Genomic DNA, 11,534 nt, shown 5'->3' on the forward strand with positions numbered 1-11,534 from the left:
CATGCACATGGATAAAACGGTGAATGCTGCCCGCAAGGCAGGCAAGCCACCGATTACCGCCAGCCCCGCGTTCCCGTGGATCGTGGCGTTGTGGTTCGCCGCCCTGCTCGGAATCGGCTGTCTGATACTTCCCTCGTCCGTTTTGGAAAGCATCGTGATTGCCACGGGCGTTTCCGCCGTGTTGCCGACGGCGGCACCGCCGCTGGGTTTCACAGCCAAGGCACTGTTGGCGCTCGCTGGCATGCTGGCGGGCGGTTCGCTGGGCCTGTTCCTCGCGCGCCGTATCGCGGCACCTAAGGGTAAGCGGACCGGGGCCGAGAAGATCCGCAAGCCGTTGATCGGTGCAAGGAGTTCTAACGACGGCGAGGACGACGAGCACGACGACCTGCCCGATCCCAAGAGCGCCAGCCGCCGCCGTGCGCTGGCGATCGAGGAAGAAGACGGCTCAAGCGATTTCCTGGACATAGCTCCCCTTCCGGGCGTCGATTATCAGGTGCGAGGCCCCATTCTGGCCGTGCGTCATAGTGAACGGGAGACCGCACCTGCCGACATTGCAGGGGAAGAGGAGCCTTTCGAACTGGAAGAGCTAGCCGCCCTGCCGGATGACGTTTCCGAAGACGAGCGCCAGGACTTCGTCCCGGAAACGCAGGCCAGCGACCCCGTGATTGCAGTCGGATACTCCGAACCCGCAGAGGCCCTGCCGTTCTCGCCGCCCTCCATTGCGCATGTGCACGACGACCAGAACACAGGACAGGGCGAGCGCGAAAAAGCCGCCGCGCCGGCATCCGGCCCGGAAGCCGAAGCCGAAGCCGAAGCCGAAGCCGAAGCCGATATTGCGCCTGAGAGCGAGGACACCGTGTCAGAAGAACAGATTTTCCAGACAGCCCATACACCCTGTTTCGACACGGATGATGCTGCGGCCTTTGCCGATCCAGAGCCGGACGTGGTGATGGAAGGAGAGGCCGTCTCCGAGAACGAAGAGGAGTGCGAAGGCCTGGTGCAGTTGGTACAGCGGCTCGGCTCCACGCTCGAAAAGCATCGTGAATGGGCGGCGGCGAATGCCGCGCGCGTGGCCGCTGAGGCTCGTGCAGCAGAAGCGAACGCCGGTGAACCGATCAACGGCGCGGCAGAGGCCCCGTTCGCCGACGCACCGGTCATCGAGGCTCCGATCCCCGACGAATTCGATCCCGCAAAGGCAGAGGACGTGTCGCAGGCCATGGCTGCCTATTTCGGCGCTGCCGCTGCTTCGGCACGCGCCGAAGCGCAGGTCTCTGAAGAGCAGGAGCCTGCCAGGGGGAGCGAGCGGGGCGAGAGCGAACTGGCGCGCTCGCGATACGAAGCCTTCCGCGGCACGATGGCCGCTTTCGATGTGGACGAGGACGACGCAGACGAGGACCTTTCCGAACTCGCCGCGTCCTTCACCCTGCCGATACTGAAAGAGGAACGATCCGCGTCAATGCCGCGTCCGGCTTTCGATCAGGCGCCGCCATCTGTCCACGCACACGAGGCGACAGCGACTGCCGATACCGAGGAGGAGGACGAACCTTTCGAAGGATCGGTGGCCATCTCGCCCAATCCCTTCAAGCGCAATGCGGACGAATTCGTGCGGGTGGAAGAACCCGAGCCCGAGGATGGCGAGGCTCAGCCTGCCGTGCTGTTCCCCAACCAGCAGGCACGCAAACCCGCCGCGGTCGACTCTCCGGCCCTGTCGCGCGCCTTCGATCCTCCCGCAGGCCAGGATGCCAACATCTCGCCGCGTTCGCACCATCCGCGCCCCTCGAATGACGATAACGAACGGGCCTTGCGCGAGGCGCTGATGAACCTGCAACGCATGAACAATTAAGTAGCGGACCAGAGTCGACCGACAGCCGAGGCAACGAACCGCCTGCCAAGCTGGAATTTGCCACTGCAAAGCTATTTTGCGGTGCACCAAACCTTGCAAAAATTGCTTCCTGTCGCCATGAGGGCGCTTCGCGAAATTTTCGTGCCTTGCCGGGCTGTTGATTCGCGTTTCGTTACCAGTGTAACTGGTTTCGAAGCGTGCTAATCCTCCGCCCGGAATATGCACGCGAAACAGGAAGTTGAAGATTGACCGAGTATCCCGCCCCCCAGGGTCTGTATGATTCCGTAAACGAGCACGACAACTGCGGCATGGGCTTTGTTGCCCATATCAAAGGCACCGCCTCGCACGATATCATTACCCAGGGCCTGGAAATTCTGGCGAACCTCGATCACCGCGGCGCGGTGGGCGCGGATCCGCTGCTGGGCGACGGTGCGGGTATCCTCATCCAGATTCCGGACAAGCTCTATCGCCGCTGGGCCACCGGCGAGGGCCTGACCCTGCCCCCGGCGGGCGAATACGCCGTTGCCATGTGTTTCATGCCGCAGCAGGACGAGGCGCGCGAATTCATTACCGCCCAGTTCGAGAAGTTCATCGCCAAGGAAGGCCAGCACCTGATCGGCTGGCGCGACGTGCCGACCACCACCGATGGCCTGGGCAAGGCCGTGCTCGATTCGATGCCGGTGATCCGCCAGTGCTTCATCGCCAAGGGCGACAACTGCGCCGATCAGGACGCGTTCGAGCGCAAGCTGATCGTGATCCGCAAGCAGACCCAGAACCCGCTCAAGGAACTGGCGAAGAAGCACGCGATGCCGGGCCTCGAGAAGCTGTACATGCCCAGCTTCTCCAGCCGCACCGTCGTCTACAAGGGGCTGCTGCTGGCAAACCAGGTGGGCAGCTTCTACGACGACCTGCGCGATCCCGATTGCGAGAGCGCGCTGGGCCTCGTGCACCAGCGCTTCTCTACCAACACCTTCCCCTCCTGGCGCCTTGCCCAGCCGTTCCGCCTCGCCTGTCACAACGGCGAGATCAACACGGTGCGCGGCAACGTGAACTGGATGAACGCGCGCCGCCGCACGATGGAAAGCGACCTGCTGGGCGCGGACCTCGACAAGCTGTGGCCGATCGTGCCGCACGGCCAGTCCGACACGGCCTGCCTCGACAACGCGCTCGAGCTGCTACTGCTGGGCGGATACTCGCTGGCCCATGCCATGATGATGCTGATCCCCGAAGCGTGGAACGGCAACGACCTGATGGATCCCAAGCGCCGTGCCTTTTACGAATACCACGCCGCGCTGATGGAGCCGTGGGACGGTCCCGCCGCCGTCGCCTTTACCGATGGCCGCCAGATCGCCGCCACGCTGGACCGCAACGGCCTGCGCCCTGCACGCTATTGCGTGACCAAGGACGATCTCGTCTGCCTCGCCTCCGAAAGCGGCGTGCTGCCCTTCACCGAGGAAGAGATCACCCGCAAGTGGCGCCTGCAGCCGGGCCGCATGCTGCTGATCGATCTCGAACAGGGCCGCATCGTCGAGGACGAGGAACTGAAGGCCGAACTCGCCAATGCCCATCCTTACGAGGAGTGGCTGGAAAAGGCGCAGTACAAGCTGAAGGATCTCGAAGCGATCGAGACCGACCAGGACGCCGTGCAGGAGCACGAGGTGAGCCTGCTCGATCGCCAGCAGGCCTTCGGCTACACGCAGGAAGACATCGCCAAGTTCCTCGAGCCGATGGCCGCGAACGGCGACGATCCCATCGGCTCCATGGGCACCGATACGCCGATTGCCGTGCTGTCGAACCGCAGCCGCCTGCTTTACGACTATTTCAAGCAGAACTTCGCCCAGGTCACCAACCCGCCGATCGACCCGATCCGCGAGGAGCTGGTGATGAGCCTGCTCACCATGGTCGGCCCGCGCCCGAACCTGCTGGGCCGCGAGGCCGGCACGCACAAGCGCCTGGAAATCAGCCAGCCGATCCTCACCAACCGCGGCATGGAAAAGATCCGCTCTGTCGAAGCGAGCCTGGACGGCGCATTCCGCACGGCCACCATCGACATCACCTGGGACGCCGAGGCCGGGGCCGATGGCCTGGAAATGGCGATCAAGGAAATGTGCTGGGCCGCGACAGAGGCCGTGCTGCAGGACAAGAACATCCTTATCCTGTCCGACCGCAAGCAGGGGCCGGATCGCATTCCGATGCCCGCCCTGCTGGCAACGGCTGCCGTGCATCACCAGCTGGTGCGCCAGGGCCTGCGAATGCAGACCGGCATCGTCGTGGAAACCGGCGAAGCGCGCGAGGTGCATCACTTCTGCGTGCTGGCAGGCTACGGCGCGGAAGCAATCAATCCCTACCTCGCGTTCGAGACGCTGGAAGATATCCGCGCGCGCAAATTCCCCGAGCTTGATGCGGCCAAGGTGGAGCAGAACTACATCAAGGCGGTGGGCAAGGGCATCCGCAAGGTGATGTCCAAGATGGGCATCAGCACCTATCAATCCTACTGTGGCGCGCAGATCTTCGACGCGGTGGGCCTTTCCACCGAGTTCGTGGAGAAGTTCTTCACCCGCACCGCCACCACGATCGAGGGCATTGGCCTGAAGGAAGTGGCGCAGGAAACCGTGCGCCGTCACGCGGCGGCCTACGGCGACAACCCCATCTATCGCTCCATGCTGGATGTGGGCGGCATCTACCAGTATCGCCTGCGCGGCGAGGAACATGCCTGGACGCCCACCAACATCGCCAACCTGCAACACGCCGTGCGCGCGGAAAATCGCGATGCCAATGCGCAGGAGCAGTACAATGCCTTTGCTGCATCGGTGAACGAGCAGGCCGAACGCCTGCTGACGATCCGCGGCCTGATGGAACTGAAGAAGGCAGACAAGGCCATCGACATTTCCGAAGTCGAACCGGCGGAAGAAATCGTCAAGCGCTTCAGCACCGGCGCGATGAGCTTCGGCTCGATCAGTCACGAGGCGCACTCGACGCTGGCGATTGCCATGAACCGCATCGGCGGGCGTTCCAACACCGGCGAAGGCGGGGAGGAGCCGGAACGCTTCGTGCCGCTGGAAAACGGCGATTCGATGCGCAGCCGGATCAAGCAGGTCGCCTCTGGCCGGTTCGGCGTGACGACCGAGTATCTCGCCAATTCGGACGATATCCAGATCAAGATGGCGCAGGGCGCAAAGCCCGGCGAAGGCGGCCAGCTGCCCGGCCACAAGGTGGACAAGCGCATCGGCAAGGTGCGCCACTCCACTCCCGGCGTGGGACTGATTTCGCCGCCGCCGCACCACGATATCTACTCGATCGAGGATCTGGCCCAGCTGATCCACGATCTGAAGAACGTGCAGCCCAAATCGCGCATTTCGGTGAAGCTCGTCTCCGAAGTGGGCGTGGGCACCGTGGCCGCAGGCGTATCCAAGGCGCGCGCCGATCACGTGACCATCTCCGGTTACGAAGGCGGCACGGGTGCATCGCCCCTCACCAGCCTGACCCACGCCGGTTCCCCATGGGAAATCGGCCTTGCCGAAACGCAGCAGACGCTGTTGCTGAACGATCTGCGCAGCCGCATCGCGGTGCAGGTGGACGGCGGCCTTCGCACCGGGCGCGACGTTGCCATCGGCGCATTGCTGGGCGCGGACGAGTTCGGCTTTGCCACCGCCCCGCTGATCGCCGCTGGCTGCATCATGATGCGCAAATGCCACCTCAACACCTGTCCGGTGGGCGTGGCGACTCAGAACCCCGAACTGCGCAAGCGCTTCGTCGGGCAGCCGGAACACGTCATCAACTACTTCTTCTTCGTGGCCGAGGAACTGCGCGCCATCATGGCCGAAATGGGCTTCCGCACCGTGGAGGAAATGATCGGCCGGGTGGACCGCATCGACATGAACCGCGCCATCCGGCACTGGAAGGCGGACGGGGTGGACCTGTCGAAGCTGCTGCACACTGTCGAGCTGCCCCAAGGCAAGAAGCTGTTCCACACCGAGGAACAGGACCACGGCCTGCAGAACGCGCTCGACAACCAGCTGATCGCCGATTGCCAGGAGGCCATCGAAAGCGGCGCTCCGGTGCAGCTGGAATACCTGATCCGCAACCTCAACCGCACTGTCGGCACGATGCTTTCGGGCCGCATTGCGGAGGCGCATGGCCACAAGGGCCTGCCGGTCGACACGGTTCGCATCAACTTCACCGGTACAGCGGGGCAGAGCTTTGCCGCGTGGTTGGCGCACGGCGTCACGCTGGACCTTGTGGGCGATGCCAACGACTACGTCGGCAAGGGCTTGTCGGGTGGCCGCGTTATCGTGCGCGCACCGGACGGCGTCTCGCGCGATCCGGTGAACAACATCATTGTCGGCAACACCTGCCTCTACGGCGCGATTTCTGGCGAAGCCTATTTCTGCGGCGTTGCGGGGGAGCGTTTCGCCGTGCGAAACTCGGGCGCCATCGCGGTGGTCGAGGGCACGGGCGACCATGGCTGCGAATACATGACCGGCGGCACCGTTGCCGTGCTCGGACCCACCGGCCGCAACTTCGCAGCCGGCATGAGCGGCGGCATCGCCTACGTCTATGATCCGGATGGCACCTTCTCCAGCCGCTGCAACATGGCGCAGGTGGACCTGCTGGGCATCGACACGGCTGCGAGGGATCCCGAAGGTACGGGCCTGCCGCAGCAGCGCCCCTCCACGGTCGACGACCTTGGCATGGGCGACCCGATGTACCACGATGCCGCGCGCCTTAAGATCCTGCTGGAACGGCACAAGCTGCACACTGGCTCGAAGCGCGCCAGCGACCTGCTGGCCGACTGGGACAACGCGGTGAAGGCCTTCGTGAAGGTCATGCCGAAGGATTATGCACGCGCCCTCAAGCAGCTTGAGGCAGAGCGCGAAGAAGCCGCCAGCGTCGCGGCCGAGTAAGGATAAAAGATCATGGGCAAGGAAACCGGCTTCCTCGAAATCGAGCGCAAGGATCGCACCTACGATGCGCCTGAAGAGCGGCTGAAGCACTACAAGGAATTCATGATTCCGCACAGCGAGGAAGGCCTGAAGAACCAGGCCGCCCGCTGCATGAATTGCGGCATTCCCTATTGTCACAACGGCTGTCCGGTGAACAACATCATCCCGGACTGGAATCACCTCGTCTATGAGGGCGACTGGAAGAACGCGCTGGAGATCTTGCACTCCACCAACAACTTCCCCGAATTCACCGGCCGCGTGTGCCCCGCCCCGTGCGAGGCCAGCTGTACGCTGAACATCACGGACGAGCCGGTCACCATCAAGTCCATCGAGTGCGCGATCATCGATCGCGGCTGGAAGGAAGGCTGGGTGAAGCCGCAGGTGCCGGAGACAAAGACCGGCAAGAGCGTAGCCGTGGTCGGCTCCGGTCCCGCCGGCATGGCCTGCGCCCAGCAGCTGGCGCGCGCCGGGCATTCCGTCACCGTGTTCGAGAAGTCTGACCGCGTGGGCGGCCTGCTGCGCTACGGCATTCCCGACTTCAAGATGGAAAAGACCCAGATCAATCGCCGCGCGGTGCAGATGGAGGCAGAAGGCGTTGTCTTCAAAACCTCCACCGAAGTCGGCGTCGATATTTCCATGAAGAACCTCAAGGAGAATTTCGACGCGGTCGTGCTGGCAGGCGGGGCGGAGCATCCGCGCATGCTGGAAATCCCCGGTGCGGAAATGTCGGGCGTTCGCCTCGCGATGGAATTTCTCACCCAGCAGAACAAGCGCAACGCGGGCGACGACGAGACACGCGCCGCACCGCGCGGCACGCTGACGGCCACGGGCAAGCACGTGATCGTGATCGGCGGCGGCGACACCGGTTCGGACTGCGTGGGCACCAGCAACCGCCAGGGCGCCAAGAGCGTTACCCAGATCGAGATCATGCCGCAGCCGCCCGAGAAGGAAAACAAGCTGCTGACCTGGCCAGACTGGCCGATGAAGCTGCGCACCTCCAGCAGCCACGAAGAGGGCGTGGAGCGCGACTGGTCCGTGCTGACCAAGGAAGTGGTGGGCGAGGACGGCAAGGTTACCGGCCTGAAATGCGTGCGCGCCGACTGGTCCGAGGGGCAGTTGAAGGAAGTGCCCGACAGCGAGTTCACCCTGCCCGCCGATCTCATCCTCCTTGCCATGGGCTTCCTCGGCCCGCGCCAGCAGGGCATGATCGAGCAGAGCGCCGTCACCCTTACCGACCGTGGCAACGTGGAGGCGAACGTGAAGGACTATCGCACCTCGGACCCCGCGATCTACGCCTGCGGCGACATGCGCCGCGGCCAGTCGCTGGTCGTCTGGGCCATCCGCGAAGGTCGCCAGTGCGCAGCCAGCGTGGACGAGGCGCTGATGGGCGTTACCGAACTGCCGCGCTGACGCCGTCTCAAGGAATTGGCGAAAATCCTTGCCGCGGGATCGCCGCGAACGGATAGTCACTTCATGGATCGATCCACGGGGGAACGACAGGACGGCAAGGTCGCTGCCGTGCAGCTTCTGCGCGCGCTGGCGGCAGGTGTAGTGGCAATCCTCCACCTTGCCTTTGCCTATGCTGATCATATCGGACCGGGCCTGGGATTGCCACGCGGGGACGGACACCTTGCGCAGTCAGCGGTCGCCCTGTTCTTCGTGATCTCCGGCTACATCATGGTCGTCTCCTCACAGAAGCTGTTCGCTTCTGCCGGGGCGACGCGCGTCTTCTGGACACGCCGCTGCATCCGCATCCTGCCTCCCTATTGGCTTGCGACAATTTTACTGGTGACTGTCTCGCTGTACCTCGGGCGCGAAGTGAACGGCAGTTGGCTTGCCAGTTCGATGATCCTCTTGCCCACCGATACGGTCGCCTTCTACGGCAGGCCAGAATTCCTGCTCTGGCCAGGGTGGACATTATTTTACGAGATGGTGTTCTACCTGCTTTTCGGCCTCGGACTTCGCTGGGGGCGCGCTCCGGCGATTGCCGTCGCCAGCGTTGGTATCGTTGCACTGGTGCTGGCAGGCATTTTTCTGTCGCCGGAAAAGGCTTTCTTCAGCAGCCTTACCCGTCCGATACTGCTGGTTTTCCTGTTCGGAATGGCGCTGGCGGCCTTTCGCCAACAAGGCAATGTACTGTCTCCGGTAATCCGATGGGCGGCACTTGCGCTCTCTATCCTCAGCTTCTTTACTGTCTCTCTCGCGGGGGCGACGGCTCCGCTGGATATTACCTATACAGTCTGGGCGGGAATGCCGGCCGTGCTGCTGGCTGTCGCTGTGCTTGGCGGTCCGCTGAAGATTCCCTTCGCGAACCTCGCCAACCTGCTGGGCGATTCAAGCTACGCGTTATACCTGCTGCACGTGCCGGTGGGGATGGCTGCGATCTCGCTGCTGCCGCTGCGTTTCGGTGCCTGGCCATTCCTGATCGGGGTACTGATCCTGGTCTATGCCGCCAGTCTGCTCGCATTCCACCGCGTCGAACGTCCGATGACGCGCTGGCTCAACCAACGACTGACCGGCAAATGGCGCAGAGACAGGCTGCTGCAGGAAACCGGTGTATGAGGCGCGGATAACAAGGTTTGCAGTTTTTCACTGCCTTTCATCGGCATGCTGCTACAATATCGGTCAACCCAGCGGGCACGAGGGCGGAATGAAGCAAACCGAATATACGTTGAAGAACGGGAAGATGATCAGGGTCGTCGACGACCTTTTCAGCTACGCAGACCGCGCGGAGATTTACGAGAAAGCTGTCGCAGCCCCTTACAAGATCGGCTGGAGCGACACCCCGATCCTTGAACTCAGCAATTATCGTTATCTCTACCATGCCATGCCGGATGATGACCTCAACCGGTCGCCGCTACTGTTCAACCTCATGGCCTCGCCGCTGCACGAGGTGTTCGAGGGGAAAGACATAAAGAAGGCAGTCATCAACCTCTCGCATCCGACCGACGTGCATTTCCCGCATTCGCACAACACTGCTGATGTGCTGCTCTACTACGTAAACCTGAAGTGGGAGCTGCACTGGTTTGGCGAGACTATGTTCTATGACGATCAAGCCAGTGAAATCGAGCTGGCCTTGCCCTACACACCAGGACGGGTCGCCTATTTCGAACGCGGAGTACCCCATGCGCTGCGTCCGCAGTCACAGGCGGCTCAGGCCTTCAGACTGACCATTGCGATATTCCTTATCGACAAGGGTTCCGAAGATAGCGGTTCCGAAGATAGCGGTTCCGAAGATAGCGGTTCCGAAGACCAGAGTTGACGGGATCAGTTCCGTTTGCCCGCTTTCACAAGCGCGCCGCCGGCAACGCCGCATATCGCGAGCGCGATTGTAAAGCCAATACCGGCTCCCCAGATCATTCCTGCAGAGCCAGCGAGCCAGCCACCAATCGTCAATCCTGCGATCGGCAAGACCAGCAACAGAATGCACCCCAAGGCGGCCATGCGCGCTCCCTAGCAGGTAACTTCCGGTACGCCAGTGGCGCGTACGGGTTAGCCTCAGGCAACTGTCATCAAGGTGTAATCTCCATGCTGTGAGTTTGGTGCGAAGGGGATTATGCCGGACTACCGATTCTGTCTCGAACGTGAAAACTCGCGCAGCCGGGAAATCGCGTTCGACCTTCCGGATGTCTGGGCGGTGGACAAGGTAGCAAAGCACGTTGCGCGCGGTCTCGCGGCGGAAGAACTCGGCCGGGGCAGCCTGCACCTGGCACAGGACGTAATGGTCCTCGATAATGACGACACCGTGGTGGCCCGCTATCCGCTGGCCGATTTCCTGCATATCGAAGCCGACACGCTAAGGGCCTGACACCTCGGCTTTATCCCTGTCCGACGCAAACAGCCTTTCATAAAGCCACAGCTGCGCTTCGCACGGCAGATTGCCGTGCAGGTGAGTGCCGTCTTGGTAGATCAGCACGTCGCCGTGCAGCACGGGACAGATGCCGTTCTCGCACAGCGCGGCATGTGTATCGATTACGGGCAGGTTCGAGACTGAAACCTGGAGCCATTCACCTTTGTCGGCATTCTGGATCAGCGAGCCCGGCAACGGTTCGCGCAGGTCGTGGTTGCACAGTCCGCTTACCAGCATCGCGTTCTGCTGCACCCAGCAGCCGACAAGGCCGAGGTTGTAGGCAGGTATGTCTCTTACCAACACGGCCTCGGCGAAGTCGGCCTGCTGCAAATGGTTTACCAGTGCCGCGACGCCGTCTGTATCTTCCTCGTACCAGCGATAGGCGATGTAGACGCGCGTCGCGCCCGCCGCTCGCACGGCCCTGATGATGCGTTCTATTTCGCTGGTGACACTGCGGGCATTGCGCCGCAAGCGCATCACGCGCAGCATCTGGATGTTTTGGTTGAATTGCGCCGGATGCCTGCGCCCGCCGCGGCTGTCACTTGGCGGCGCACCCGACGCACAGCGCGACGCTGGGATCGTTGCGCAGCCTTCCCCCGGCGATCTTTCCACCGCACTGCACGCACCAGCCCCACTCGTCATCATCCAGGCGTTCCAGTGCCGACTTGAGCCGCACACGCTCGCCCTGGCGGCGGCGCTACTCGGCCAGCGCCATCGCCTGCTGCTGCATCGCGTCCATGCGTGAGAGGCGACCTACGCTGTCCTGCTGCAAGGTCACTGGCGCGCGGCCTTCCTCGCTCAGTGCGTCGAGCCGATCCAGTTCGGCAAGGCGCTCGGTCAGGGCAGTACGGGCTTCATTGTCGGTCATCACAGGCACGCTGGCCCATATGCGGGGGAC

10 protein-coding genes are annotated in these 11,534 nt (G+C 62.9%); 6 read left to right on the forward strand and 4 right to left on the reverse strand.

Annotated elements, in window-relative coordinates; all coding sequences use genetic code 11:
• Positions 1–7: 7 nt before the first annotated feature.
• From D4Q51_RS09010 to D4Q51_RS09030, 5 genes are all read left to right on the forward strand, one after another.
• On the forward strand, positions 8–1,843 hold the full coding sequence (locus D4Q51_RS09010) for a hypothetical protein (protein ID WP_205689468.1): 1,836 nt from the start codon (positions 8–10) through the stop codon (positions 1,841–1,843).
• 245 nt (positions 1,844–2,088) lie between these two features.
• Positions 2,089–6,747, forward strand: a complete 4,659-nt coding sequence (gene gltB, locus D4Q51_RS09015; RefSeq protein WP_120077406.1) for a glutamate synthase large subunit — start codon at positions 2,089–2,091, stop codon at positions 6,745–6,747.
• Between the two features lie 12 nt (positions 6,748–6,759).
• Positions 6,760–8,196: a glutamate synthase subunit beta gene (locus D4Q51_RS09020; protein WP_120077407.1), complete on the forward strand. Its 1,437-nt coding sequence runs from the start codon at positions 6,760–6,762 to the stop codon at positions 8,194–8,196.
• A gap of 63 nt (positions 8,197–8,259) precedes the next feature.
• Positions 8,260–9,348 carry an acyltransferase family protein gene (locus D4Q51_RS09025; protein WP_120077408.1) on the forward strand — a complete coding sequence of 363 codons (1,089 nt, stop codon included), beginning with the start codon at positions 8,260–8,262 and terminating at the stop codon, positions 9,346–9,348.
• An 88-nt stretch (positions 9,349–9,436) separates the two neighbouring features.
• On the forward strand, positions 9,437–10,048 hold the full coding sequence (locus D4Q51_RS09030) for a 2OG-Fe(II) oxygenase (RefSeq protein ID WP_120077409.1): 612 nt from the start codon (positions 9,437–9,439) through the stop codon (positions 10,046–10,048).
• 5 nt (positions 10,049–10,053) lie between these two features.
• On the opposite strand, the gene D4Q51_RS15710 is transcribed toward D4Q51_RS09030, so the two are convergent.
• On the reverse strand, positions 10,054–10,230 hold the full coding sequence (locus D4Q51_RS15710) for a hypothetical protein (protein WP_162925253.1): 177 nt from the start codon (positions 10,228–10,230) through the stop codon (positions 10,054–10,056).
• 112 nt (positions 10,231–10,342) lie between these two features.
• On the opposite strand from D4Q51_RS15710, the gene D4Q51_RS09035 reads away from it, so the two are divergent.
• Positions 10,343–10,594, forward strand: a complete 252-nt coding sequence (locus D4Q51_RS09035; protein ID WP_120077410.1) for a DUF6894 family protein — start codon at positions 10,343–10,345, stop codon at positions 10,592–10,594.
• On the opposite strand, the gene D4Q51_RS09040 is transcribed toward D4Q51_RS09035, so the two are convergent.
• Genes D4Q51_RS09040 through D4Q51_RS15985 form a run of 3 tightly spaced genes read right to left on the reverse strand, consistent with a single transcriptional unit; the run spans position 10,583 to position 11,504 of the window.
• Positions 10,583–11,125 carry an SGNH hydrolase domain-containing protein gene (locus tag D4Q51_RS09040; protein ID WP_120077411.1) on the reverse strand — a complete coding sequence of 181 codons (543 nt, stop codon included), beginning with the start codon at positions 11,123–11,125 and terminating at the stop codon, positions 10,583–10,585. The two genes, D4Q51_RS09035 and D4Q51_RS09040, sit on opposite strands and share 12 nt — an antisense overlap.
• Before the next feature lie 49 nt (positions 11,126–11,174).
• The gene (locus D4Q51_RS15980) at positions 11,175–11,312 is read right to left on the reverse strand and encodes a TraR/DksA C4-type zinc finger protein (protein WP_240624646.1); all 138 of its coding nucleotides are present in this window, start codon (positions 11,310–11,312) and stop codon (positions 11,175–11,177) included.
• A gap of 21 nt (positions 11,313–11,333) precedes the next feature.
• The gene (locus D4Q51_RS15985; RefSeq protein WP_240624647.1) at positions 11,334–11,504 is read right to left on the reverse strand and encodes a hypothetical protein; all 171 of its coding nucleotides are present in this window, start codon (positions 11,502–11,504) and stop codon (positions 11,334–11,336) included.
• Positions 11,505–11,534 lie beyond the last annotated feature (30 nt).

This window comes from Aurantiacibacter odishensis (assembly GCF_003605195.1).
In the GTDB taxonomy this organism is placed as follows: domain Bacteria; phylum Pseudomonadota; class Alphaproteobacteria; order Sphingomonadales; family Sphingomonadaceae; genus Alteraurantiacibacter; species Alteraurantiacibacter odishensis.

Excerpts from the sequence above, each read along its gene's own strand:
- D4Q51_RS09010 (WP_205689468.1), top strand. The coding sequence starts at position 8 with ATGGATAAAACGGTGAATGCTGCCCGCAAGGCAGGCAAGCCACCGATT.
- D4Q51_RS09040 (WP_120077411.1), bottom strand. The coding sequence starts at position 11,125 with ATGCTGCGCGTGATGCGCTTGCGGCGCAATGCCCGCAGTGTCACCAGC.
- D4Q51_RS15985 (WP_240624647.1), bottom strand. The coding sequence starts at position 11,504 with ATGACCGACAATGAAGCCCGTACTGCCCTGACCGAGCGCCTTGCCGAA.
- D4Q51_RS15710 (WP_162925253.1), bottom strand. The coding sequence starts at position 10,230 with ATGGCCGCCTTGGGGTGCATTCTGTTGCTGGTCTTGCCGATCGCAGGA.
- D4Q51_RS09025 (WP_120077408.1), top strand. The coding sequence starts at position 8,260 with ATGGATCGATCCACGGGGGAACGACAGGACGGCAAGGTCGCTGCCGTG.
- D4Q51_RS09030 (WP_120077409.1), top strand. The coding sequence starts at position 9,437 with ATGAAGCAAACCGAATATACGTTGAAGAACGGGAAGATGATCAGGGTC.
- D4Q51_RS09020 (WP_120077407.1), top strand. The coding sequence starts at position 6,760 with ATGGGCAAGGAAACCGGCTTCCTCGAAATCGAGCGCAAGGATCGCACC.
- D4Q51_RS09035 (WP_120077410.1), top strand. The coding sequence starts at position 10,343 with ATGCCGGACTACCGATTCTGTCTCGAACGTGAAAACTCGCGCAGCCGG.